We start from the raw sequence: 24,927 nt of genomic DNA on the forward strand, positions 1-24,927 counted from the left end.
CGAACTCCGCGAAGCCGGGCATGGTGAATCGGAGCGTGCCGGTGCCGGCTGACTCGACCAGGCCCTTGTCGATCAGGGAGCCCCGCACCCGACTCCACTGCGGTGTCGTGCGACCAGTCACCGCGGTGATGTGACGAGTCTGGGCAATGCCCTGGTCGTCGACTACCTGGGCGACCGCCACCATGAACGCCCTCTCTAGCGGAGTGGCCTTGACCCACCGGCCCCGGAACATGCCGCCGGCGAGGTTGTCGCGGACCTCGGTCACGGCCGCCTGCGCGTGGTCCAGGCTGATGGTGTCGCCCTGGGCCGGGTCGGCGAGCAGCCAGGCCTCATCGCCCAGTCGCTGGATCAGGTAAGGCGAGCCGCCGGCCGCTTCGAGAACCCCGGCTGCTGCGGCGGCGTCCCAAGTCACGCCCGCCTGGTTGGCAGGCTCGATCAACGCACGCTCGGCAGCATCACGGTCCAGGCGGCCCAGGCCGCGGAAGTCGAAGCGCTCGGTGAAAGACGCGGCAGCCATCACCCGCTCGGGGGTCTCGGGCAAGCCGGCGGCGAAGACGACCAATGGGGCGCTACCGCCGTTGCTGCCGAGTGCGTCCTGGATGGCGTTGGCGATCACCACCAGTTGCGCGTGCGGGGCCTCCTGCAGCTCATCGAGCAGAACCGCCAGTCCAGGTCGGTCGTGCTCGGTGGCCAGTCGTGCGGCCCCGGAGAGCAGTTCGGCAAGGACCTGGCGCTGGACGGCGCTGCGGTGATCGTCCGCCGAACCAGCGGGGGAGGAGGATATCGTCACGACGCCGACGTTGAGCTCGACCGATAGGCCCGCAAGCCGCTGGCGCAACCGAGCCCAGCCCTCGCTGGCCTTGGACTCCAGGGGGGCGATCGCCTCAGCGATCCGGCCGGCAAGGAGCTGGACGTTGTCCGAGACGCTGTCGAAGGCCACCGTCGCCGTCACGAACCCGCGGTCGGTCGCGGTCTCGGCGATCACACCCAGAGTGACCGTCTTGCCCAAGCCGCGGGCCCCGGTCAGTACCAGCGCCGAGGACGCCGCCTTGCGAGAGTTGGCCACCCGGGTCAGGCTCGCCGCGGCGCGGGCCAGCTGGGCCTCACGGCCGACCAGCACGGCCGGCCTGGCGCCGAACCCCGGGCTGTACGGGCTGTCCATCATCGCCACCTCTCGCGCTACACCGTAGAACTCCGTATAACTTCGTCTGTTTATACGTTCTTATGATGTCCGGTGTCCAACTTCGTCGCGAGCCGACCACCCCGCGTCGCCCTCGCCGGCGGACGGGTAGACACAGAGGCCTAAGGACTATTGTGTGGTCCTGATGAGTTCCGGCGTCGACCCCGCGGCACTTAGGTCAGCCCGCGAGAGGCTCGGGCTGACCCAGCAGCAGCTTGCGCGGCTGATTGGTGTCGCCGGAGGGGAACGCATCTCGCGTTGGGAGCTCGGCCTTGACGAGCCCAGGCCGGGCTCGTTGGCGCGCCTGGCGCGCGTCCTTCATGCTCCCGTGGTCGACCTGCTCGATGTCGAGCCCCAATGCCGCGACCTGCGAGCACTGCGCTACTGCGCCGGCTTGTCCGCGGCTGAAGCCGCGGCCGCGGCACACATCTCGCTTCGTAGCTACCAGCGCTGGGAGTTCGGCTCTTGGGTGCGTCCCCCCAGCGCCGCCAGTCTGCGCGCGATGGCGCGCGCGCTCGCCGTACCACTCGACACCATCTGCGCAGCCTTAGACCTTTCCAAGAAGCCCGACAACCTGAGCCGCAGTCCGGTTCATTCGCCAGAGGCGTAGCGAGTCCACACCGCGCCGCACACCGCTACCTTGAAGGTGTCGGTACGCCATAGCACCGTCTGGCCTTGCCGTTTCCCGGCGCCAACATCGGTGGCGATCAATCCGTGCTGCTCGAGCAGCACGAGATGTCGATGCACGCTCCCCACGTGCACGCCGATGCTGTCGGCCAAGTCGCGCGCGGTCATTGCCTCCTGCGCCAAACACCGCAGGATCTCGGTGCGTACGTTGTTGCCGATGACGTCGATGACAGCAAGCACGTCTTCGGGCATGTCTCCCGGCGTCGACAGTCGTGGCACGCCCGCATTCTGCCTGAGTCGTGACCCTGTTGGTTTCGCGTTTACTGCGATACGCTGATTTGACGGACACCGTCAACCGATGAGCGGGGGAGTGGCCGATGGCATCTCGGGCGATCGGCGGAACCTCACGTTTGGCGCGGATCACCACTAGTGCTGATGTGCCAACTTTGGATGTGGCTGATCGCCGTGCGGTCTCAGAGCGTCCTAGGAGACCAGGGCGACCATCAGCCGACCCGACAAGCACCTCCACCAGAAACGGGGAGGTGCGACCGCTGACATGCATTGCAGTCCCATGCCCAGTCGGTTCGCAACGAGCGTGTTGCCGAACTTTTCTACCGTTACCAGCACCAGGGGAAGCTCACTCGGAGGTCGATTCTGATGCCGTTTTCACGACGAATCGCAGTCACGACCGTCTTGATCGCGTTGCTTGGCACTGCGGCCTGCGGAGGAGGGGACGACGAGCCCGAGGCCACGCCCTCCTCGTCGAGCACGCCAACCACGCAGAGCCCGTCGCCGACGGAGCCCAGTCCCACCGAGACCGCCTGGCAGGACAAGTACACCGACGCCCAGCTCGCCGGGTACGAGGACGCGCTCTCGCGCTACCAGGAGTACGTGACTCGCAGCGAACCCATCTGGGCCGAAGGCAAGGCGACCGACCGCGCCGAAGCCCTCTTCAAGCAGTACTACCCCTCCCCGCTGTGGCAGGGGCAAGACCAGCTGCTCTTGAGCTATGAGCAAGGTGGCGTCACGCGGACGGGTCTGGCCGACGTCTACTGGTCCGAAGCGAAGTCCATCAGCAACAGCGGCCGCTCTGTGGTTATCAACCAGTGCGTGGACTACGGGCCAATCATCACGGAGCAGAACGGCAAGGAGGCGGACCGCCCGGCATGGGCGCTCAAGCCGAACCTCCGGACGATCACCCTCGAGAAGCCTGAGGGCTATGACTGGCTCATCTATGGCGTCGTCGACGCCTCCAGTGGGGAAGCCCGCCCATGCACGCCCTGAGGTCACTCTTTGCCGCTGTCGTCCTGGTTGCGGGCGTGCTGGTAACGATCGTGGCCACCCAGTCCGCGGCCGCCGCGGACGGCCCGGATTGCCCGCCGGGCACCAGTCCCGTGCAGGACGCAGGCGGTGGCTGGATCTGCATCGTCGTTACAGACCCTGGCGAGCCCGGAACGGAGGACCCGGGAGATAACGGGGGCGAGGTCGTGTCCGTGGCGGGAGGGTGTTTCGACGGGGCGAAGAAGGTTCCGTGCATTGACGAGTACGGCGGGACCTGGGACGTGGGTCGTCGATGCTATGCGTTCCAGATCGTGCCTCAACCCGAAGCAGGAAGCCTGCTGTGGAAGGGCCATGATCCGTCCGAGGGGAGCGTGTGGAGTTGCGATCGCACTGTCGCCATCCCAGAGAACACGTGGTTCGTCCCGAACGGTGTGGATCCGCTGATCGACCCCGGCGTGTTGGCGCAGGATGCGCTCGGGCGGATGAAGCTGAGGAAGGCAAGGGCGAACATTGCACCCAAGCCTGGCTTCCACACCTATGTGGGAATCGACAACTGGCTGTGGCTCCCAGCATCGCAGTGGCACAACATCACCGAGACGGTGACCGCCGGGCCGACGTCGGTCACGGTGACGGCTGAGCCGATCCGCGTGGAGTGGGACATGGGCGCTGACGTGAAGAGCTGCTACGACGCCGGCCGGGCGTGGAAGGCGGGCATGACCGACGCGGCGCTGACGAGCTGCTCGTTCGCGTACAAGTCCATCGAGGACCCCACCGGCGACAAATTCACAGTCTCCGCGCACCTGGTCTATGGCGTCACCTGGGACTGTGACGGCGCGTGCCTGAGCCCCCAGGGCGACCTCGGGGAGGTCGCAGCACTGGCCGGGATAGCAACGACGATCGAGGTGCGCCAGCGCCAGACGGTGGTGACCCAATGACGATGACCTCGGGAACTAACACCCAGCGGACCGGCGCGCGTGGTTCGCGCGACCAGGGCCTGGATCTGCGGTCCACGCTGGGCGGGGTGCGTCAGCGTGCGCCGCGCCGCCTGGGCCAGTGGGCGGCCGCGGTGCTGTTCGTGGTGATCGTGGTGATTGGGCTGCTGGCGCTGTTCCAGTCCCAGAGCGACCGGGTTGAGGTTCTGGCCGTCACCGACGCGGTGCCGGCCGGGCAGGTGATCGAGGAGGGCGACGTGCGACCGGTTGAGGTGGCCGGTGTGGCGGGCGCGATTCCGGCCACCGACGTCGACTCGGTGGTGGGCAAGCGGGCCGCGGCCGGTCTGGTCGAGGGCCAGGTGCTCACCGACGCCGCGCTGACCGACGAGTTGGTCCCCGGCGAGGACGAGCGGGTGGTGGCGATCGCGCTGCCGAGCGGCCGCGTCCCGGGTGGTTTGTCAGCGGGGGATGTCGTGTCGGTGATCGTGGTGCCCGTCGAGGGTGCCGAGGGTTCCAGTGAGCAGCTCCAGGCGCCGACGGTGCTTTCCCAGGCCGCGTCCGTGCAGTCGGTGGGAGACACCCCCGAAGGCGGACGCGTGGTCACGGTCCTCGTCGACGACGGCGAGGCCGAGCAGGTCGCCGCCTACAGCGCGGCCGGTCAGGTCACGATCATCCAGGCGCCGCTCACCAGCCGCGACGTAGCGGGGGAGTGAGGCCTGCATGCTGTTCGCCATCTGCGCCGACCGCGGCGCCCCCGGGTCGACCACGACCGCGCTTGCGCTGGCGGCCGCTCGAGGCTTACCGGCAGTCGTCGTTGAGGCCGACCCCTACGGCGGCGACCTCGCGCTGCGGATCCGCCACGACGGCAACCCGCTGCCCACGACCCCGACAGTCCTCAGCGTCAGTGCCGGCCGATCAGGCCAAGGCCGGACGTCGGGACCGCGCACCTCGCTCGACGGGCCTGGGGGAGCCTCGGAGCGACGTCATCGCGACCTGTGGCGCGACGGCTCGCACGCACTGTCGGAGCACGTGCGGGTCGTTCCCGGGTTCATGGCCGCCGAGCACGGCACATCGCTGGCTTGGCCCGTGCTGGCCAGCGCGCTCGAAGCGCAGACGGTGCCGGTCTTCGCCGACTTGGGGCGCATCCACACCGGGTCGCCGTCACTAGCCGTCGCAGCCGCCGCCGACGCGCTGGTCCCGGTGTGCCGTAGCGACATGGCATCGGTCCAGCACATGGTCGATCGCCTCGAGCTCCTCGTGCCGGCAATCGCCGAGCGCAACGGCCGACCCCCTGTCGTGCTACCAGTGGTCATCGCGCCACGCCAGCACGGCAGCACCATCGCCAACAGCGTCGCGGAGATCCTCGGCGAGACCGCCGTCGGGCCCACCCTGCGCGGGGTCAGCTGGCTGGCCTGGGACCCGGCCGCGGTCGCACAGCTCGAGAACGGCGCCGACCCCTGGGCCAAAGCGTTGCGCAAGTCGCCGCTGATGAAGTCGGCCCGCAAGGTGATGTGGATGGTCGGCCTGGCCACCGGGCTCTCGCACGCCGACCCGTCCGCCAGGAGCGGCGACAAGTTCGGTGCGCGTCGTCGACGTCGGGACGAGCAGGAGACTCAGGACCAGCCGCAGTCCTGGGAGTCGCCCTACGTATCTAGCGACGCGCCAGTTCCCGCCGACGGATCTCGCGGGGAGGATCAGCATGACGCACCTACCCAGGCGGCTACTCGGCATCTCGGTGCTCCGCCCGCCTGGACACCGAGCCACGGCGCCGAGACGCCGCCCGCCCCGACTGACAGCGAGCAGAACGGCCACCTGATCGGCCAGGCCGACAGTCAGACCGACCAGGCTGACAGTCAGGGCGCCGGGGTCGGCCGCTGGGAGTCCGCAGCACGACAGGAGCGCCGCTGATGGAGCGATCCGAAGCACGCTCAGATGTCCTCAGCCTCGACCACGCGTTGCTGCGCCGGCTCCAGGTCCGTGTCGGGGACCTGCTCGAGGCGGACCTCTCCGAGCGCCGGCGCCGCCACCAGCCGCCGCTGTCGGATGAGGACACCGACGCCTTCAAGGCCGAGCTGGCCCACCGCGTCGTCGACGAGCATGCCCGGTCCCAGGCCGAGGGCGGTCTGGGACAGATGTCGTGGGAGGACACCCAGGACCTGGTCAACGCACTCAAGAACCGGCTCTACGGCGCCGGGTCGCTGGAGGCGCTGCTGCGTGACGAGCGGATAGAGGAGATCGACGTCAACTCCTGGCAGAACGTCTTCGTCGACTACACCAACGGTGTGAGGGCGAAGGTCGCTCCGGTGTTCGCGTCCAACGAGGAGCTGATCGAGACCATCCAGACCCTCGCCGCCCACGAGGGCCTTTCGGGCCGCAGCTTCGACTCGGCCAACCCGCACGTCAACTTCCGCCTCGGGTCGGCGCGCGTCCAGGCCGTGATGGCCGTCAGCACGGCGCCGGTGATCGCGATCCGGCTGCACCACCGGCACATGCGGTACACGCTCAAAGACTTGGTGGCCAACGGCACCATCGACCAGCCACTGGCCGACTTCTTCGCCGCGGCGGTACGCGCGAAGAAGAACCTCATGATCGGTGGCGAGACAAGCTCCGGGAAGACCGTGCTGCTGCGAGCTCTGGCCGCGGAGATCGGTCCCGAGGAGCGGCTGATCACCATCGAGCGGGCCCTGGAGCTGGGCCTGGAGGACGACGTCGAGGCCCACCCGGACACCGTGGTGATGGAGGAGCGTCTGGCGAACGCCGAGGGTGAGGGTGCCGTGCCCATGCGAGAGCTGGTCACCATCTCCAAGCGCATGCGGCCCGACCGGGTCATCGTCGGTGAGGTCCTGGGCGATGAGGCCCTGGTGATGCTCAACGCGATGATGCAGGGCAACGACGGCAGCCTGTCCACGATCCACGCCAACAGCTCCGAGGGCATCGTGGAGAACATCATCGCCTACGCGGTGCAGGCCCCCGAGCGGCTCCCGCGTGCAGCGACGGTGAGCATGATCGCCAACGGTCTCGACTTCCTCGTCTTCGCGCGCCGCTACCGGGGCGAGGGCGCCCAGCGCCGGGTCGTGCACTCGGTACGCGAGATCGTCGGCTACGACGAGCACGGGTTGAAGACCAACGAGATCTTCCGGCCCGGCCCGGACGGGATGGCGGTGCGCGACGAGCCGGTAGCCATCAACTGCATCGAGGCGCTGCGCGATGTCGGCTACCGCGACCCGGGCCAATGGGACGACCCCGGCAGTTCGAGAGGGTGGGTCTGACATGGTCGCGCTTCTCGGGATCGCGTTGGCCCTCGGCCTGCTCGGCATCGCACGCCTGATCCGAGGCCTGCCGCTGCTGCCCTCCCTCCGAACCGGGGAGCGGGTCCGCAACGGCTGCAGCCGGCTTTCGGCCCACGAGCAGCGGACGCTGATCGCCGGTGGGGCGGTCGGAAGCGTGGTCGTGCTGGTGAGCCGCAACCTCGTGTTCGGCGTCATCGGCGGCGCCGCGGTGGTGCTGTGGCCGATGGTGGTCGGCGGCGGCCGAGCCGAGCGTGCCGCCATGGCCAAGCTGGAGGCGCTGGCCCAGTGGACCGAGGCGCTGCGCGACCTGGCGCAGAAGGGCTCTGGCCTGGAGTCGGTCATCCCCCGCACGGTCGATACCGCCTCCGACGTACTGATCGTCCCGCTGCGGCTGATGTCGCGGCGGCTCAGCGTCAAGGTCCCGCTGCCCGAGGCGCTGAGCCTGTTCGCCGACGAGGTCGACGACGCCAGCGCCGACACCGTCGTGGCCGCACTCGCGCTCTCGGCCCGCCAGCGCCGCGGCCGGCTCTCCGACGTGCTCGGCACCCTGTCGGAAGCATTGCGCGACGAGCTCGAGCAGCGCACCAAGATCATGCGCGAGCGCAACATGATCCGCCGCGAGGCCGCACAGGTCGCCGCCCTGACCGCGGTGCTGGTCATCGGCGCCAACCTCTTCGCACCGCCCAGCCTCCCCGACGAGGCCGACAGCGCCGCCCAGGTCCTGCCGCTACTCCTCGCCGTTGCGTTCGTGTTCGTGTTCAGCCGGGTCCGCAAGCTCGCAGAACCGGAGATCCAGCCGCGGTTCCTGTCCTCGGCGACAGAGGTCCTCGAGGCCGCCACCTACCGGCCCAAGACAGCCAACACACTGCCGGGCGCAGCTCGGACGCCGCTCGAGGAGGGGACCCGATGAACCACGCAACGACGGGCGTGATCGTCCTCGGCGCGCTGCTCGCGCTCGGGCTGCTGCAGCTGCGTTGGCTGCTGTTCCCACCGGCCCCCGACCTGGTCGCGGAGATCGACCACTGGCGCCGCGGCCGCGAGCGCGCCACCCAGCGCGCCGACTCCCCCCAGCAGCTTTCACCCATCGGTCGCATCGCCCGCTCGGTCGTCGACCTCCTGCGGGCTCATCGCCCCGACTTCCTCGACAACCTCGCACCCGACCTAGCCATCACCCAGCGCGACCTGCAGTCCTGGCTCACCCGCGTCACCGGCCTCGCTCTCGGCTTCGGCCTGGCCCCCATCGTGCTAATCCTGGCCCGCCGCCTGCGAGGCGACGACGTCACCGTGCAGTGGGCACCGATCGTCGGCGCCCTCCTGGCCGTAGCGGCCGTGGTGCTCTCGATCAGGGATCTGCGCAACCAGGCAGCCAGCGCCCGCGAGGAGTACAGCCAAGCGCTCTCGATCTACCTCGACCTCGTCGCCATGAGCATGGAAGCCGGCCAAGGACACGCCCAAGCCCTGCCCGCGGCCTCACAGATCGGCACCCGACGCGTCTTCGACGAGATCCGCACCGCCATCAACCTGGCACCCTCGCGCGGCATCACCGCCTGGGAAGCGCTCGGGCAGCTGGGGGAAAGGTACCGCATCCCCGAGCTCATCAGCCTGCGCTCCAGCATCGAGCTGGCCCAAGACGACGGCGCACGGGTGAAGGCGTCACTGATCGCCCGAGCCAAGACGATGCGCTCCTCGCGGCTGGCCGGCGCGGTCGAGCGTGCCAACACGGCCACCGAGTCGATGCGCCAGCTGACGCTGGTCGCCGCGATGCTCGCCTCGGTCTACATCGCGGCGCCCTACATCCTCGCGCTCCGATCCGCCGCGGGAGCCCCATGAACCCACCCTTGATCCCGGCCGAGCCCGGCTCCCGCCCCGTAGCGGTCATTCCCCCACATGCGCCACACGATCCTGCAAGAGGAGTCCAGATGTTCAACCTGATCCGTGTTCTCAACGTCCTGATCCTGCCCCTGATGTTGCGCATGAAGGGCTCGGCGACCGCGTTCATTCGCCAGCCGCGCAATCGCGACGAGCGCGGCGCGAGCGCGGTCGAATGGCTGGTCATCCTCGGCGCCGGCATCGCGATCGCCTACTTCGCCGGCGACTCCGTCATGGCGTTCGCCAAGAGCCTCGTCGGCCAGCTCGGCAAGTAGACCCTCCCACCACCCACCGCCCAGCCCAACCGGGCACAGGCCTGGCTCACGCTGGTACCTCGTCCCGCCAGCCCACCACATCAAGGAGGTGCGACCCGCGTGAACGCCGGTCTGCTGCAGCGCGGCCGCCGCACCCTCCTCACCCACCGCCACCTCCGCAACGTCCGGTCGCGCCGGGGCGAGCGAGACGTGCGGGGCGCCGCTGGTGTGGAGTTCCTGATCGTGGCGACGGTGCTGATCTTCCTGTTCACCACGCTGGTCCAGTACGGCATCCGGTTCCACGCCCAGCGTGTCGCCGAGGCCGCAGCCCGCGAGGGCGCGGTCGCCACAGCCCGCTACTACGGAACCGAGGGCGCCGGCAGCAGCACCGCCAAGGAATACGTCAACGACGACGGCAAGCCGGCGGTCACCGGCTCGAGCGTGTCGGTCAGCCGCTCGGCGACCGAGGCCCGAGTCACCGTCACGGTCGACGTCGTCACCCTGGCGCCGTGGCTGGGTGGCTCGATCACCTCCACCGCGACGGCACCCGTGGAGAGGTTCGTCGAATGACCAGCCGCGCCACGCAGATGCCTCGCCGTCTCCCTAGTCGTCTCGTCGCCCGGGCCGTCGTCGTGGGCCGCCACCGGCTGTGCCGGCTGGCACCTGCGCGCGACGAGCGGGGGTCGGCGGGTGTCGAGACACTCATCATGGCGACCGCCGCGTTGAGCATCGTGCTGGTCGTGGTCGCCGCCGGCCGATACGTGGACGGCTCAGCGCAGGCCAACGACGCCGCGTACGCCGCAGCCCGCGCCGCCTCGCTGGAATCAGGAATGGGCCAGGGCACCACCGCGGGCCGCCAGGCCGCAGCGAAGTCACTCGCCGAGCGCGGCAAGAGTTGCCAGAACCTCACCGTCTCCTTCGCCGGCAGCGACTTCACCTCCGGCGGGCAGGTCGTCGCCGAGGTCACCTGCACCGTCACGCTGCTCGACACCGGCTCCCTCGGCAAGCAGCTGGGCCTGCGTCCGAACACTCAATTCACCGAGCGCGCCGTCGTGCCCATCGAGACCTACCGGAGCGAGTCGTGACCGCGCCACACAGCGCGCGCACTCGCGCCCCCTGGCGATCGAGACGGATCGCGAACCCGTCACGCCGACAGACGCACCCGCGTGCCCCCGAGCGCATCGCACGGGGCCTCGCCCTGAGGGCTGCCCGCCTGATCGCGGCTTGGATCTCAGCGTCGAACCGGCGCCCTCACCGGCGCGTTCGCGACGAGCGAGGCGCCGCCGCGGTGTGGACGATGATCATCGCCACCACGGCGTTCGTCGCGCTCATGGCTCTCGTCGGCGGCGGAGGCGAGCTCATCAACGAGCGCGTCGAGGCCAAGCGCGCAGCCGAGCAGGCCGCGCGGGCCGGTGCCGATGAGCTCTCCGCCTCGGCAGTGCGCTCGGGAAGCGACCAGGTCGACGCCGGTGCGGCCATCGCCCGAGCCGCCAGCGTGCTGCGCCAGGCGGGCTGGTCCGGCTCCGTCAACGTCCAAGGCAGCCGCGTCGTCGTCACCGTCACTGACAGCCGCAGGCCGCAGTTCCTCAGCCTCATCGGCGTAGGAGCAATCCAGATCAACGAGACCGGCTCCGCCGACGCCATCTCGACACCCGACGGCTGATACGTCGCTCTCAGCACCGAAAGCGGCGACGGTGCCCAGCGACGCCGACCCGAGAAGGAGGATCACCATGCTGAACAGGCTGATACGCGGGGTTGGAGCCCTGATCGTGTTGGTGGCGCTTGTGGTGGGCGCGCCCCTGGTCCTGCTCGCGTGGGTCGGGAACCCGTGGCCGGCCGGCGGCTGGTCGGAGGTCCAGCTGCTCACCAACCGCACCATCCTCGGGGCCCTTGCCGTCGTCGGGTGGCTGGCCTGGGCGCAGATGGCCGCGTGCATCCTGATCGAGCTGGCAGGCGCAGTACGAGGGAAGGTGCCCCAGCGCGTCGGGTTCGCCTCTGGCGGCCAGCAGCAGTTCGCCCGCGTGCTCGTCACGTCGGTGATCGCCCTTGGCATTGGCGGTGGCATCGGCTCGAGCGCCGGCGGTCCCTCGCTGGCCGCCACCGCCGCGGCCACCCCGCAGCCCGAGAGGGCGCCGACGACCAGCCACACAGTCGAGCGCCGCGACGTCGACCAGGTCGCGCCCGGGCCCATCGTCACCATCGACCGCGACACCACGGTGTGGAAGCTCGCCGAGGTTCACCTCGACGACGGATCGCGGTGGCGTGAACTCCTCGACCTCAACCGCGGCGAGGCCCTCAGCGACGGCACCGCCCTCATCCAGGCCACCCAGACCATCCCAGCCGGCTCCACGCTCCGCCTCCCCGCCGGCGCGCACGTCAACGACGCGCCCGCCTCGCAGCGCGACCAGAAGGACCACCAGGACCGGCGGGACGGCAGCTACACCGTCAAGCCGAAGGACACCCTGTGGGACATCGCGGAGACCAAGCTCGACGACCCCGCCCGCTACATGGAGCTCTACGAGGCATCGACCGGCACCCTCCAGCCCGGCGGGGATCACCTCGTCGACCCCGACCACATCGAAGTCGGATGGAAGATCACCATCCCCGGTGGCGGGACGGCACATGACGGCGGAGACCGCGACGACGACCACGGCAACCGGGGCGGTCAGGACGAGCACGGCGACCGGGGTGATGACGGGTCCGGCGAGCTGACTCCTGAGACTCCCGACGTCGTGCCCGAGGACCAGGATGACCAAGAGGACCAGGATGACCAAGAGGACCAGGAACAACAGGGCGGCGAGGCTGACGCCACCGAGGAGCAGAACCCCAGCGCGGAGACGGCGGCGGTGGACCAGAGCGCCGACGAGGCTGGCGACGCGGCTGGCGACGAGAGCGTTCTCGATGCCGGCTGGGTGCTGCCCGGCCTGACCGGTGGGGGAGTGCTTCTCGCCGGTGCGCTCTACCTCGGGCTGCAGCGTCGGCGCCGGGCACAGTTCCGGGCGCGCCGTCCCGGCCGAGCGATCGCTGCACCGCCGGCCGAGCTCGCGCCGACCGAGATGACGATCAATGCCGCCGGTGGACCCGTCGCAGCGACGGTGGCATTCATGGATGAGGCCCTTCGACGTCTCGCCGAGCATGCCCGCACCCACCGGGCCGAGATGCCGCCCCTCGCGGCGGTGCAGCTCCGTGAGGACGTGGTGACCCTTCACCTCAGCGGCCCGGCTGACCTGCCCGCCCCCTGGGAGGGGAGCCCGGATCGACTGCACTGGTCGTGCTCGACCAGTGCAGCGGTCGAGGACCTTGGTCCGGACCACGGGTGGGCCGAGGCTCCCTACCCGATGCTCGTCACGATCGGCGTCGATGACCGCCGCGACGAGGCCGCCGCACCACCCATTAACGAGAGCAATCGCCACGTCGACCACCGGGGCGAACACCAGGGCGACATCTGGCTGCTCAACTGTGAAGAGCTCGGGACCCTCAAAGTCGTGGGCGACGCACCTCGTGCCGGCGACTTCGCACGCCACCTGGCCGCCCAGATGGCGGTCAACCCCTGGTCGCATCAGGTGAGCATCGACTGCGTCGGCATCGCGCAGGGGGCCGAGGCTCTGGGCGACCGGATCCGCTACCACGACGCCGGGTGGGAGGGCGACCGCGTCACCTCCGAGGTTCTCGCCGCGGCGGTGTCGATGGTCGATCGAACCGCCGGCCACGACACCGACGTCAGCACCGGCCGTACCGGCGGTCTCGACGACGACGTGTGGCCCGCCCGGGTGCTCCTGGTCACCGCCGAGGGCAACACCGAGAGCGGGGCGCTGCACGAGCTGCGGCACCTGGTGGCTACGCACGTGGGCCGGACGGGCACCGCCATCGTGGTCGCTGCGATGTCGCCGGCCACGCAGGACGTGTCCTCCGGGGCCGGGCAGACGGGGACAACCGTCGTCGAGGTGACCGGTACCGGCCGCGTGCTCCTCGGCGACCAGGGGCTCGACCTGGCGGCGGTCGGACTGACCAGCGAGGAGGCTCATGGCTGTGCGCTGCTCTACGCCCACAGCGAGATCCTCGACGACGTCGAGGTCCCCGTCGACGAAGAGGCCACCGAGGGGTGGCAGGCGTTCGTCGACCAGACCGGCGCGCTGCGGCGCGAGCTGACCTTGCCGCGCAGCACCCTTGAGGAGGACCTCGACGAGCCAGCGACCAGCCTGCTGGCCGGCACGGACGAGGAGTACGTGACTGCCGCGCCGGTGGTCCTCGAGGACCTGGAAGCGATCGCGCCGAAGGTGCCGCAGAGCGTGCTGGCGCAGGTCAAGGCCGAGGACCCGGCCCTCGACGCCGACCTGGCCGACTGGTTCGACGCGCAGTGCCCGCGGCCCAAGCTCACCCTGCTCGGCCCGGTCGCGGTCCGTACCCACGGCCGGCCCCTGGCCAAGTACAAGGCGCTGTGCACCGAGATCGTCGCCTACCTCGCGCTCCGGCCCCGGAACGGCGCAACCCGCGACGAGCTGGCCGAGGCCGTGGGCTGGGACGACCCCGCCCGCGTTCGCAAGTACATCGACCTCGTGCGGCACTGGCTGGGCGAGGACCCCGAGACCCACGAGCACTACCTGCCCCACGCCAGCAAGTCGCCCGCGGCCCAGTCTCGCGGCGTGAACGTCTACCAAGTCACCGGCGGCCTCCTCACCGACTGGGACCTGTTCCGCCGCCTGCGGGCCCGAGGCACGCACAGCGACCTCCTGCAGGCGCTGGAGCTGGTCACCGGCCGACCCTTCGACCAGCTGCGCCAGGGCGGCTGGAGCTGGCTGTACCAGGGCGACCCGCACGACCAGCATGCCGCCCACGCCATCGCCGATGTCGCGTTCACCGTCGTCACCCACTGCCTGCACGCCGGGGACCTGGTGCGCGCCCGGGCGGCCACCGAAGTCGCCATCCTTGCGGTGCCAGACGAGCAGGTCGTCCAGCTGTGCCAGGTGGCGCTGACCGAGGCCGAGGGCAACAACACCGAAGCGATGCGCATCCTGCTCGAGGACGTCTGCAACCGGTCCGAGGATGGCGACGGCCCCCTCGACCTCCCCGAGCGCACCCAGGAGATCATCCGCAACCACCAGTGGATGGCCAGCTGATGGAGCCGGCCCCCACGGCCCTCCGTGCGAAGTCCGTCGAAGAGCGCCGGCTCCGCGCCCAGGGTCACCACCGCGAGGCAGCCGGCCACCAGCAGTGGGGTGCGCTGCTGCGCGGCGAGGTCGCGCGCCGAGCCACGCCCTGAGAGCCAGGGGCCGGGCCAGGCCAGTGACTGATCTGGGCCGCCGCCGGCTCATCGAGCAGGCTCAGATCGTGCCGGCGGAGCCGCCCGGGCGCGCGTCGTTCGCACGCCAACTGGCTCGCCTCGAGGGAGTCCCGAGCCGCTGCTGAGCGTCCGACCCTGCCGTCACAACGACGCCGGCGTGATGAGGCGCAACCCCCTGTGCCGAACTTTCCGCAATTTTCGGGGGGACGCCCTCTGACCTGCGCAAACACACGTCCCCCCGCCATGTCCCCCAACCGATTCGAGGTGTTTGGGGGGACACCGAGAGGGACACCCGCGAGCCATCTTCCTGCCGTGCAGCGACACGACGGAAGGGAGGCCCCGGCATGAGTGTGGGCGACCAGCTTGGACTGGAGGAGAACAGCGAGCTGCTGGACCAGGCGCGACAGATGTGGCCCCGCTGGGTGGCCGCAGACACCCGCCTGGGAGTCGTTACGAGGTTCGACGACCTGCGGCCCTGGCTGCCCACGGTGACCCGCGAGGAAGCAGACAAAGTACTCCTCGCCCTGGCGATGCTCGCCGCCCCCGACGGCGGTGACGACATCGCGGCCGCGGCGGCGCTGGCCAAGTGCCTGCTCCCCGGCGCGTGCCGGCTGGCCGGCTGGCTCAGCTCGCTGCCGACCCAAGAGGTCTTCCGCGACAGCCAACCGATCCAGGCCGGGGCCTGGTGGGCCGTCGAGCGGATCGACGAGCTGGTGGCCTCGCAGCTGTGGATCGAGGTCCGCTCGTTCCCGTGGCGCCGACTGACCAAGGTCGCCTCCAACATCATCGTCAACACCAAGGTCGGGGTCCTGCGGGAGGTCGGCGACTACTTCTACCTCACGCGCGCCGACCGCACCTGGGCACACACCGACCTGGTCGAGACCTTCTCCTTCGGCGACCTGCCGAGCGGCGGCAGCGCGTGGGCCGACGGCGAGCGGCCTCCCAGCGAGCGTGGTGCCAGCGCCCTGGGCCACCAACCCCAGGTACTCGCGGCCCCGGGTCCGGCCGAGCCCGAGACCTCACCGGCCGAGGAGCTGCTCGAGCTGCTCACCTGGGCGTGCGAGCAGGACGTGATCAGCGAGTCCGACCGACGCCTCCTGCTGTGCCTGGTGCACGAGGCCGACCGGGTCCAGACCCGCAACCTCGGCCGCGGCTACGGCGGGCTGATCGGCAACGAGCTCTCAATGCGCGTCGCCCCCCAGCTCGGGGTCTCCCAGGCCACCGTGCGACGCAACGCCTCACGCAGCGTCCGCGCCTTGGCGCAGGCGGCCGGGAGGTTCGGCCATGACGAATGAGCCGAACAACAAGCCGGCGAGTGATCGCTCCCGAGCGTCCCGCGGACCTAGGCGACTGCCATGAACAGGGAGGTGGTGAAGGACATGACCGACACCCAGCACACCATCGGGATGGAAGCGGAGCAGCAGCGCTCCGTGCAGGAGATCTCACAGCTCTTCGAGATCGCGGGCCGCGAGGGCGAGGTCATCGCCGGGCTCACCGGCGGCATGGACCAGTTGCGCGCGGTCCAGGCGGCCAAGCATGCGCTGGCGACGCTCACCCCGGCCGAGGTCCGCGCCGCCATGGCTTATCGACGTGCCGCCCGGCGCACCATGCAGCCCGGACTGGCCCAGTCAGCCGGCCAGCCGAGCGGGCGGCCCGCGAGAGAGCTCTCATGAGCAGCAGCACCCTGAACGCCGACACCGGCTCGCCCGCGCGTCCCTTCGCGCTGGAGGAGGTGCAGGCCGCGGTCCGCGCCCTCCAGGCCGGGGAGTTCCGAGACGCCCGCCCCACCACCCGACCCACCACACGATCGACCGGTTCGGGCGCACACCCGGCAGAGCCGCGCGCAGCGGGCCGAGCCGCGGCACGGACCGGAGGCGGCGACCGCCACCGCGCCGCCGACGCAGTCGACTGGACCCTCGAGCCGGGGGAGCGAGTCGTTGCCGTGATCGGGACCTCCGGCTCAAGCGGAGCCAGCACCGTGGCCCTTGCCGTGGCGCTGAGCGCCGAGGTACCGGCTCGCGTCGTCGAGTGCTGCTCGGCCAGCGCCTCCGGCCTGGCCGCCGCCACCGACGCTGAGCTCGGCCTGCACCCCGCGGGATGGCGGCAGGGCCGGCGCGAGCAGGTCCTCATCGAACGCGTCTGCGAGGTCCTCGCCGGCGTCGACGAGGTCCCCTCACCCATACCGGCCGAGCACACCACCCAGCTGACCGTGCTAGACGTCGGCTGGGAGGTCGGTCAGCTGACGACCACCGACTCCTGGGTCAGCGACGCCGTCGCCAGCGCCGACCAGGTCCTCCTGGTCAGCACCGCCACCGTCCCCGGCATGCGCCGACTCGAAGGCGCCCTCGAGCTTCTCGTCAACCACGCCGGGGCACACGTCACTGACCGGACCTGGGTGGCCGTGGTCGGACCCCGTCGTAAGAAGTGGCCCCGGGGCGTCGAGCACGCCGGCGGACCGCACACCCGGCGGGCGCTGAACGGCGGGCGCCTGGTCGAAATCCCTGAGGACCGGGGTCTGTCGATCCACGGCCTGGACTCCCGCCCGGTGCCGCCGGCCCTGCTCGCCGCAGCCGCCCACGCGCACGCCGCCCACGCGCACGCCGTCGACCACGACGCCGACCAGGACCTCGGGGCGGCAGCTGACGAGCTCGACCTCTTCACCGATCACGACCTGACCGACCAGCCGACCGACCGGCCCGGCTGAGACCCACCGCAAGACCTACACAGCAACCGAAAGGGAACCGACCGATGGACCTGATGACCCGCACCACCGTGATGGCCGCCAAGGTGTGCCCCAAGGCACCGCCCGGCGCCGAGGGGCCGACCAACGAGATCACCGGCTACGTGCTCTGGGGGGTGATCCTCCTCTTCGGTCTCGCCATCATCATCGGGATCGGCGCCGTGATCGCCGGCCGGATGTTCGCCCTGCCCCACGCCTCGAAGGTCGGCGTGATCTCGCTGGTCGTCGTCTTCGGATGCGCGATCGCCTACCTGGTCCTGCCCGGGATGCTCAACGGCATCCTCGGCAACGGCTGCATCTGATCGGAGTTCGCCGATGGGTGCCATGCAGTCCAGGAACACGAGTGGTTCCGGTCAGGAGACCTCGGGTGTCCGCGAGTGGAGTCGCGGGCGGCTGATCGCGATCCTGACCGAGGCCGTCGTCGTCGCCGTCGCACTGCTGGTCGGGCTGGGGTACGCCATCTATCTGGCCGTGTCCGGGCTCAACGGCGACGACACGGCCGTCGGCGACGTGGCCACCGGCGAGACCGAACGCTCCACCGTGGCAAGGGGCGCCAGCCACCGCGACGAGATTGCCGCCGAACCCATGCTCAGCGTCCCATCGAGCGCGGCGTTCCCCGACGACCCCAGCGACCCGGACGGAAGTGGGGATTCCGGCGCCGACCAGGGCAGCATCAGCATCCCGGCCGGCACCGGCATCAATGGCCCCGGCCTGGTCATGACGGGCTTCCCGGCCACCCCCGAGGGCGCGATCGGGCAGCTCGCTCAGATCGACACCGCGGTGCTGCAGTCGATGAGCCTGCAGACCGCTCAGGAGGTCTACGCGAGCTGGGCGTTGCCCGGTGGCGTCGGGGCCGACGACTGGTGGATCACCTCGAGCGTCGAGGCCTTCCTGGGCAGCAGCGAGATGGGCAGCGTCAAGAGCGCCACGGCCTCGGTGGCCGTGGCGCCGGCGGCATCTCTGGTGAAAGGCACAGACGGGCCCGGCTGGGCCACGGTCTGCGTCCTGCTGAAGGTCACCGCGACCTACCGCTCCGAGGGTCACTCCGCGTTCGGCCACTGCGAGCGCATGCAGTGGGTCGGGGGGCGCTGGATGCTCGCGCCCGGCGCACCCCCGGCGCCCGCACCGGCCACGTGGCCCGGCACCGAGCTGGCCGTTGAGGCGGGTTGGCGCACCTGGACCACGGATCCGTCGACGGGCAGCCCCGGCGACGAGCAGGCGGGCAAGCAAGGCGAGGACCACAGCGACGAGCCCAGTGATGAGCAAGGAGGAGCACACTCATGAGCGCCCGCAGCACATCCACCACTCCCACCCCGGCCGGCAACCCCGCCCACGACATCGCCCGGATCGCCGTCGTGGTGGTCATCGCCGTGGTAGCCGCCACCGCGGTGTGGCTCGGGACCCGCGGAGACGACGGAGCCGCAGATCGCGACGGCGGAACTGCTGCCGGCACCTCAGGTGAGTCGGCGGGGGACTCTTCGGGCGGCTCCGCAGGTGGCTCGGGAAGCGAGCAGCTGGCCCCCGGGAGCGCCGCGGCCGCGCCGGTCGCCGGCGTCACCCTCCCGACCGGGTCGACCCAGACCGACGGGTATGCGACCGGGTTTCCATACACCGACCTCGGGGCGGTGTCGCTCCAGGTGGAGCTGGCCAGGGCGCAGGTCGGCTTCGACTACGACCAGGCCGCCACGGTGGCCCAGCTGTACTCCGACCCGACCGACCAGGCCGTCTTCGAGCAGCGCTCCCACGACGCGGTGGCACTGCGGCGCCAGCAGGCGGGGGTGCCGGCCGAGGGCCAGGTCCCCGCACCCGCCTCGTACGCGGTCACGCCGATGGCCTACACGCTCGAGGAGCTCGACACCGACTACTACGTGGGCAACCTGTTGAGCTACGTCACGCTGACCAGCGTCGACGGCGATGCCCGTGACGGCCTATACGCCGGCACCCAGCTGGTGCGCTGGGTGGCCGACCCCGACGCCGACAACGGCGGTGACTGGAAGGTCGTCGAGGGCAGCACCGCTGACCTCGAGAACCTCATCGCGCAGGGACAGCCCAAGGCCGTCGCGCCCGAGACCAAGCAGTTCGAGGACGCCGGCTGGATCATGCTCGACCCCACCAGCGGCGCCTCCTCGGCCGAGGCCGGTGAGTCCCCGTGACCAGCGAGGTGACCAGAGAGCTCCTCCCGCGTCTGAGTGGCCTTCGACGGGCCGGCGCCAGGGTTGGTGCGTTGGCCCTGTTCACCGGTCTCCTGGTGGGTCTGCTGAGTGGGCTCATCGGCCCTGCCGCGGCCATCAAGCCGGCCGCGGCCGCGCCCGCGTCGGCTGCCGGCGCGGCCACCAGTAGCTCCATCAGCACGGCGGCCGCGCTCGACACTCGGTTCGTCGCCGTGGCCCCGGGTCTCAAGCAGGGATGCCCCGGCCTCGACGCGTTGTGCGACCTCGGCGGCGACGTCCTGGACTGTGCCGGCAGTCCGATCGACTGCGGCAAGGGCGCTGCCGGTGAGGTGAAAGACGGCGTGGAGGACGGCGTCGACGCCGTCAGTGGCGTGGCCGAGAACCTGCCCGGCATCCCGGGTCTCGGCGGGTGCGGCGTTCTCGACGCGGTCTGCGACGTCGCAACCGGCGGGCTGCCGGGGCTCCCGGGGCTTCCGGGCGTCCCCGATATCCCTGGGCTGCCCGACATCGGTGACATCTTCGACGGCGGGTTCCCCGGCCTGGGTGACATCCCTAACCCCATGGCCGAGCTCGGCGACATCATCGCCAAGGCCGCCGCTGACGCCTGGACCGCCGCGATGCTGGCCATCTGGAACTCCGGGCTGTTCGTGCTCCGGATCGTGCTGACCTACTCCGAGCTGTTCCTGACCCCCGACCTGCGCGGCGACGGCCCCGGCAAGGACGTCTACAGCTTCGCGCTCTGGATGGCGCTCGCGATGGTGGTGCTCCTGACCGTCATCCAGCTCGGCGCCGCTGCCTTCAAACGCGAGGGCAAGGGCCTCGCGCGAGCACTGATCGGCGCCGGCCAGTTCGTCGTGGTGTGCGCGACCTGGTTCGGCTACTGCGTGACGATCGTGGCCGCCTGCGGGGCCATGAGCAAGGCGCTGATGAAGGCGCTGCTCAACGTGAACACCTGGCCAGAGTGGGAGCCGCTCGGCGGGCTCGGCAGCGAAGACATCGCCGACGCCACCGTGGCCACCGTCCTAGCCTTCCTCGGCATCTTCTTGTGGCTGGCCGCCATCGGGCACATCCTGGTCTACCTGGCCCGCGCAGCGTCGCTGCTCGTGTTGACCGCGACGGGCCCCATCTCGGCGGCCGGGCTGGTCTCCGACTTCACCCGATCGTGGTTCTGGAAGAGCCTGCGTTGGTTCCACGCCGCCGCGTTCACTCCGGTCCTGATGATCATGGTGCTCGGCATCGGCGTACAGATGTCCAACGGCGTCGCCGCGCACCTCTCCGACGGCACCCAGAAGGCGATCGGCACCGCACTCCCCGCGGTGATGCTCATCCTGGTCAGCGTCGTCGCCCCGCTGGCGCTGTTCAAGCTGCTCGCCTTCGTCGACCCCGGCACCCCCAGCGGCGCCTCGTTCCGCCAGGGCATGGCGGTCCAGGGAGGCATCCAGGGACTGCTCTCCGGTAGCGGTGGCTCGGGCGGTGGCTCCTCGGCCGCGTCCTCGGCCGACTCCAGCGGCCGCTCGGCCGGCGAGCAGAACGCCGAGGGCTCCACCGGCGACCGGTTCAGCCAGTCCGCGCAGGGGTTCCTCGGCAGCCTCGGCGCCGGCGGCCAGGCGATGGCCAAGGGCATGGGGATGATCAGCAGCGCCGGCGCCAAGGCCACCTCCCTGATGGCCGACGAGACCAACCAGGCCGGCGTCGGACAGAACACCTACGGACCCGACTTCAGCGGCACCCGCAGCAACAACAACAGCCAGTCCAGCAACCAGTCCGGCAACGACTCGAGCGGCCAGTCGGACGGGGGCGGAAACCAGCCCGGCGGCCCGGGCCAGGGGCCCGGGGGCGGCCAGGACGGCGGCTCACCTGGTGTGAGTGGTGACGGCGGGTCCGGCTCGCCAACGCCGCCGACGCCGTCGGTCACCCCGGCGAACCTCCCAGTGGGCGCGCCCAGCGGTGGCGGCGCTGGCGGTGGCGGGGGTGCTCCCAAGCCGCCCGGAGGTGCCGGTGGCGGTGCCGGGGGAGCGGGAGGTGCCGGCGGAGCAGGAGGAGCTGCGGGCGGCGCCGCTGCCGTCCCGCCCGTCGCCTAACCGGCCATGTCACCGACCCGCACTCCCCAGCTCCGCCTCAGCACCACCAAGTCATCTGCCGGCCCGCACGGGTCGACCAGCCAGGAAGGAAACACACGGCCATGACGACATACGCCGACTACCAGCGAGACCGCATCGGCTGGTTCTTCGGGCTCTCCGGTGGCCAGCTGCTGCTGCTGTCGCTCGCCAGCCTCCCGGCCTTCTGGGCCATCAGCCGCGGCGCGTGGTTCTCCGCGCTGTTGTTCGCCGGCATCTGGCTGATGGTGCTCGCCGTCACCGTCGTCCCCGTCCGCGGCCGCTCGGCCACGGGCTGGATGATCGCCTCGATCGCCTACGCCTTCGGCGGCCTGCTCGGCTGGACCTCGTTTCGAGCCAAGGCCACCCGCGGCCGCGCCGAGGACCTCGAAGCCCCGGACCTGCCCGGCGTGCTGCAAGGCATCCAGATCCACGACGGCCCGCCCCACGGCTCGCAGCTCCAGCGGGTGGCCGTGGTCCAGGACCACTCCACCCGCACCTGGTCGGTCACCGCCGCGGTGGTACACCCCGGCATCGGCATGCAGGACGGCGACGACCGCACCCGCTACGGCGAAGCGCTCGCGGGCCTGATCGACGTCGCAGCCCGTACCGAGAAGATCGACGAGATCCTCTTCGTGGTCCGCACCGTGCCCGAGGACGGCGCCGAGCGGGAGCTGTGGGTCAGCAAGCACCGCCGGCCCGGCGCCCCCGAGCTCGCCGAGCGCGTCAACGCCGACCTGGCCCGCGGCCTGACCCAGGCGTCAGTGCGGACCGAGGTGTTCGTGACCCTCGTCGTGCCGGAGGCTCGCATCGCCCGCTCTGCCAAGGAGTCCGGCGGGGGACTGGAGGGCAGGTGCCGCGAGCTGTACCTGCTGCTCGGCGAGATCGAGGCGCAACTGCGCGGCCCGCTCGGCATGACCTCGGTGCGCTGGCTGACCTCACCGGAGCTCGCGCTGGCGTGCCGCACCGGATTCGCGCCCGGCGACCGCGCCGGGATCGTCGAGGCGCTCTCAATGCGCGAGAAGGACGCAGGCGTGGCCGCCGACGTCCCGTGGGCCATGGCGGGACCGTCCGGCGCCGACGCCACCGTGCGCCACTACAGCCACGACGCGTGGAACTCGATCAGCTCCACCATCAAGCTCCCCACCCGCGGCGCGGTGATGGGAGCCCTGGCGCCCATTCTGACCCCCAGCGAAGCCGGGGAGCGACGCAGCTTCGTGGTCGCCTACCCGATCGTGTCGCAGTCCAAGGCCGACCGGCAGAGCGGCAACGCCGAGTGGGCCGCCGACATCGCCGAGGGCATGAACGAGCGCATCGGCCGCAAGACCCGCGCCAAGCAGCGCGACGACGCCAGCAAGGCCCGGGGCCTGGACATGAAGCTGGCCCGCGGCAACGCGCTCACCCGCCCGTACGCGGTGTGCACCGTGACGGTCCCGAAGACGTCGCGAATCAGCGAGTTCGGCCGCCGCCTCGACGCCTCGATCCGTCGCGCCGGGTTCGCCCCGCTGCGCCTGGACCTCGCCCAAGACGTCGGGTTCGCCGCCTCCACGGTGCCGCTCGGCATCAGCCTGACCCGAGCAGGAGACGCCTGATGAGCAAGAACACCCTGCCTGGATCCCGAATCCGTCGCGGCGCCCGCGATGGCGCTCCGCGTGGAGGTCGCAAAGCCGGACGCGATATGGCCGCGCTGCTCTCCGACTTCGGCCACGACCTGCCCACCATCCCCACGCCGGCACCGCAGGCCAAGGAGGCCCGACTGTTTCGCCACACCCCGCGCCGCGGCGCAGCCCGGCCCGGACGAGGGTGGTCGGCCGCCAAGGCCACGGCGCTGGCCTACCGGATGACCAGCGACCAGGCCCCTGTGTTCTGGCCCTTCATCTCCGCCCCGGCCCTACCGCCTACGGGTGCCCAGATGGGCATCGACCAGCTCTCCGGTGGCTCGTTCTACTTCGACCCCTTCGGCTGGGTGCTCGACGACGCGGTGCCGGTCACCAACCCCAACGTCTTCTTCTTCGCCAAGCCCGGCCTCGGCAAGTCCGCGACCACCAAGGCGTTCTGCCTGCGGATGATGCCGTTCGGCTACAAGGTGCTGATCCTGGGCGACCCCAAGGACGAGTACGAGCGGCTGTGTCGCGCCTTCGGTGTCGAGCCCTTCGCGATCGGCCCCGGAATGCGAACACGGATCAACCCACTCGCCATGGGGCCACTGGGCCATGGCTGGAAGAACCTGTCGGCTGAGGAGGCCCAGCGCCGCGCCACCATCATCTTCGGCCGCTGGCTCACCCTGGTCCGCGGCCTGGTCGGCTCGATGCGCATCGGCACCAACCACGTCCCGTTCGGCCCCACCGACGCCGACGTGGTCCACACCGCCCTGGAACACCTCACCGGCTACAGCGAGGGCAGCAGCACCCTGCGCGAGACCACCATCCCCGAGCTGTGGCACCTGCTGCACAACCCCACCGAGGACCTCATCACCCGGTCCCGCTACGCCACCCGCCAGCAGTTCCTGGACGAGACCCGGCTGCTGCGCGACGCGCTCGGCCAGCTCGTCAAGGGCGCACTCGCCGGACTGTTCGACGCGCCCACCAACATCGAGGTCGACTGGTCCGCGCCCATCCAGTCGCTGTCCCTGTCGCGGCTCGATGACCTCGGCGACGAGGCCGTGGGCATCGCGCTGCTCGCCCTCAACTCCTGGGGCCGCGGCATGCGCGAGACCGCCGACGCCGGCGACCTGCGCATCGTCGTGCGCGACGAGTCCTGGCGCCAGCTCCGGCTGGGCCCGGACGCGGTCAAGAGCTTCGACGCCGACCTGCGGCTGAGCCGCGGTATGGCCGGCCGCGGCGGCGACATCCAGTTCGCGATCGCCCACAAGCCCTCCGACCTCCTTGCTGCCGGCGACGTCGGCTCCCAGGCCGCCACCATCGCCAAGGACCTCCTCGACCTCGCCGACGTGAAGATCCTCGGCGGGCAAAACCCCAAGGTCGCCCGCGAGCTCGACTCCATGCTCGGGCTCGGGCCCATCGCCCAGGACCTCGTCACCGGGTGGGCCCGCCAGGACAAGGGTCGAGCCCTGTGGTCGGTGGGGGAGTCAACGTACAAGGTCCAAACCGTGCTGCACCCACTCGAGAAGCAGCTCACGTGGACCAACGAGGCCATCGAGACAGCCCGATGAGCCGGGCCTCCTGAACCGGCCGAATCTGAGGGTC

Annotated in this window: 25 protein-coding genes; 23 read left to right on the forward strand and 2 right to left on the reverse strand. The window is 70.7% G+C overall.

All coding sequences use genetic code 11. The features are described from left to right. The coding region (locus AAG827_RS06775; RefSeq protein ID WP_341925123.1) for an ATP-binding protein at window positions 1-1,162 on the reverse strand (1,162 nt) is incomplete at its 3' end. A 163-nt stretch (window positions 1,163-1,325) separates the two neighbouring features. Between AAG827_RS06775 and AAG827_RS06780 the strand changes: the two genes are divergently transcribed. After that, the gene (locus AAG827_RS06780; RefSeq protein WP_341925124.1) at window positions 1,326-1,790 is read left to right on the forward strand and encodes a helix-turn-helix transcriptional regulator; all 465 of its coding nucleotides are present in this window, start codon (window positions 1,326-1,328) and stop codon (window positions 1,788-1,790) included. On the opposite strand, the gene AAG827_RS06785 is transcribed toward AAG827_RS06780, so the two are convergent. Continuing rightward, window positions 1,772-2,086 carry a helix-turn-helix transcriptional regulator gene (locus AAG827_RS06785; protein ID WP_341925125.1) on the reverse strand — a complete coding sequence of 105 codons (315 nt, stop codon included), beginning with the start codon at window positions 2,084-2,086 and terminating at the stop codon, window positions 1,772-1,774. The two genes, AAG827_RS06780 and AAG827_RS06785, sit on opposite strands and share 19 nt — an antisense overlap. Before the next feature lie 378 nt (window positions 2,087-2,464). On the opposite strand from AAG827_RS06785, the gene AAG827_RS06790 reads away from it, so the two are divergent. The 22 genes from AAG827_RS06790 (at window position 2,465) to AAG827_RS06895 (ending at window position 24,893) form a co-directional block, all read left to right on the forward strand. Further along, window positions 2,465-3,091, forward strand: coding sequence for a hypothetical protein (locus AAG827_RS06790; protein WP_341925127.1), 627 nt, complete (start codon window positions 2,465-2,467; stop codon window positions 3,089-3,091). After that, window positions 3,079-4,023 carry a hypothetical protein gene (locus AAG827_RS06795; RefSeq protein ID WP_341925128.1) on the forward strand — a complete coding sequence of 315 codons (945 nt, stop codon included), beginning with the start codon at window positions 3,079-3,081 and terminating at the stop codon, window positions 4,021-4,023. Before AAG827_RS06790 ends, AAG827_RS06795 begins: the two co-directional genes overlap by 13 nt. Then, window positions 4,020-4,733: an SAF domain-containing protein gene (locus AAG827_RS06800; protein WP_341925129.1), complete on the forward strand. Its 714-nt coding sequence runs from the start codon at window positions 4,020-4,022 to the stop codon at window positions 4,731-4,733. Before AAG827_RS06795 ends, AAG827_RS06800 begins: the two co-directional genes overlap by 4 nt. Before the next feature lie 7 nt (window positions 4,734-4,740). Further along, window positions 4,741-5,928, forward strand: coding sequence for a hypothetical protein (locus AAG827_RS06805; RefSeq protein WP_341925130.1), 1,188 nt, complete (start codon window positions 4,741-4,743; stop codon window positions 5,926-5,928). Further along, window positions 5,928-7,289 carry an ATPase, T2SS/T4P/T4SS family gene (locus tag AAG827_RS06810; protein WP_341925131.1) on the forward strand — a complete coding sequence of 454 codons (1,362 nt, stop codon included), beginning with the start codon at window positions 5,928-5,930 and terminating at the stop codon, window positions 7,287-7,289. The genes AAG827_RS06805 and AAG827_RS06810 overlap by 1 nt, the downstream gene beginning before the upstream one ends. Before the next feature lies 1 nt (window position 7,290). After that, window positions 7,291-8,220 (forward strand): hypothetical protein, encoded by a 930-nt coding sequence (locus AAG827_RS06815; RefSeq protein ID WP_341925132.1) that lies wholly within the window; start codon window positions 7,291-7,293, stop codon window positions 8,218-8,220. Further along, window positions 8,217-9,140 carry a hypothetical protein gene (locus AAG827_RS06820; protein WP_341925133.1) on the forward strand — a complete coding sequence of 308 codons (924 nt, stop codon included), beginning with the start codon at window positions 8,217-8,219 and terminating at the stop codon, window positions 9,138-9,140. Before AAG827_RS06815 ends, AAG827_RS06820 begins: the two co-directional genes overlap by 4 nt. 89 nt (window positions 9,141-9,229) lie before the next feature. Further along, on the forward strand, window positions 9,230-9,454 hold the full coding sequence (locus AAG827_RS06825; RefSeq protein WP_341925135.1) for a hypothetical protein: 225 nt from the start codon (window positions 9,230-9,232) through the stop codon (window positions 9,452-9,454). Window positions 9,455-9,553: 99 nt separating this feature from the next. Continuing rightward, a complete protein-coding gene (locus AAG827_RS06830) occupies window positions 9,554-10,003 on the forward strand; it encodes a TadE family protein (RefSeq protein ID WP_341925136.1) in 450 nt (149 codons plus the stop codon). Next, the gene (locus AAG827_RS06835; protein ID WP_341925137.1) at window positions 10,000-10,518 is read left to right on the forward strand and encodes a TadE family protein; all 519 of its coding nucleotides are present in this window, start codon (window positions 10,000-10,002) and stop codon (window positions 10,516-10,518) included. The genes AAG827_RS06830 and AAG827_RS06835 overlap by 4 nt, the downstream gene beginning before the upstream one ends. A gap of 203 nt (window positions 10,519-10,721) precedes the next feature. Next, entirely contained in the window at window positions 10,722-11,096 is a 375-nt protein-coding gene (locus AAG827_RS06840; RefSeq protein WP_341925138.1) for a pilus assembly protein TadG-related protein, read from the forward strand. Window positions 11,097-11,202: 106 nt separating this feature from the next. Further along, window positions 11,203-14,550 (forward strand): LysM peptidoglycan-binding domain-containing protein, encoded by a 3,348-nt coding sequence (locus AAG827_RS06845; protein WP_341925139.1) that lies wholly within the window; start codon window positions 11,203-11,205, stop codon window positions 14,548-14,550. Continuing rightward, a complete protein-coding gene (locus AAG827_RS06850; protein WP_341925140.1) occupies window positions 14,550-14,693 on the forward strand; it encodes a hypothetical protein in 144 nt (47 codons plus the stop codon). Before AAG827_RS06845 ends, AAG827_RS06850 begins: the two co-directional genes overlap by 1 nt. A gap of 365 nt (window positions 14,694-15,058) precedes the next feature. Then, window positions 15,059-16,009, forward strand: coding sequence for a hypothetical protein (locus tag AAG827_RS06855; protein ID WP_341925141.1), 951 nt, complete (start codon window positions 15,059-15,061; stop codon window positions 16,007-16,009). A 60-nt stretch (window positions 16,010-16,069) separates the two neighbouring features. Further along, entirely contained in the window at window positions 16,070-16,387 is a 318-nt protein-coding gene (locus AAG827_RS06860) for a hypothetical protein (protein ID WP_341925142.1), read from the forward strand. Continuing rightward, a complete protein-coding gene (locus tag AAG827_RS06865) occupies window positions 16,384-17,418 on the forward strand; it encodes a hypothetical protein (RefSeq protein WP_341925143.1) in 1,035 nt (344 codons plus the stop codon). The genes AAG827_RS06860 and AAG827_RS06865 overlap by 4 nt, the downstream gene beginning before the upstream one ends. Window positions 17,419-17,462: 44 nt before the next feature. Further along, complete coding sequence (locus tag AAG827_RS06870) at window positions 17,463-17,756, forward strand: hypothetical protein (protein ID WP_301035667.1); 294 nt, start codon at window positions 17,463-17,465, stop codon at window positions 17,754-17,756. Window positions 17,757-17,778: 22 nt separating this feature from the next. After that, on the forward strand, window positions 17,779-18,738 hold the full coding sequence (locus AAG827_RS06875) for a hypothetical protein (protein ID WP_341925144.1): 960 nt from the start codon (window positions 17,779-17,781) through the stop codon (window positions 18,736-18,738). After that, window positions 18,735-19,607, forward strand: a complete 873-nt coding sequence (locus tag AAG827_RS06880; RefSeq protein ID WP_341925145.1) for a hypothetical protein — start codon at window positions 18,735-18,737, stop codon at window positions 19,605-19,607. Before AAG827_RS06875 ends, AAG827_RS06880 begins: the two co-directional genes overlap by 4 nt. Window positions 19,608-19,678: 71 nt before the next feature. Further along, window positions 19,679-21,706, forward strand: coding sequence for a type IV secretion system protein (locus tag AAG827_RS06885; protein WP_341925146.1), 2,028 nt, complete (start codon window positions 19,679-19,681; stop codon window positions 21,704-21,706). 101 nt (window positions 21,707-21,807) lie between these two features. Beyond that, window positions 21,808-23,313: an SCO6880 family protein gene (locus AAG827_RS06890; protein ID WP_341925147.1), complete on the forward strand. Its 1,506-nt coding sequence runs from the start codon at window positions 21,808-21,810 to the stop codon at window positions 23,311-23,313. A gap of 86 nt (window positions 23,314-23,399) precedes the next feature. After that, a complete protein-coding gene (locus AAG827_RS06895) occupies window positions 23,400-24,893 on the forward strand; it encodes an ATP-binding protein (RefSeq protein WP_341925148.1) in 1,494 nt (497 codons plus the stop codon). The last annotated feature ends 34 nt before the right edge of the window (window positions 24,894-24,927 follow it).

Source organism: Nocardioides psychrotolerans (assembly GCF_943371775.1).
GTDB lineage: Bacteria > Actinomycetota > Actinomycetes > Propionibacteriales > Nocardioidaceae > Nocardioides > Nocardioides psychrotolerans_A.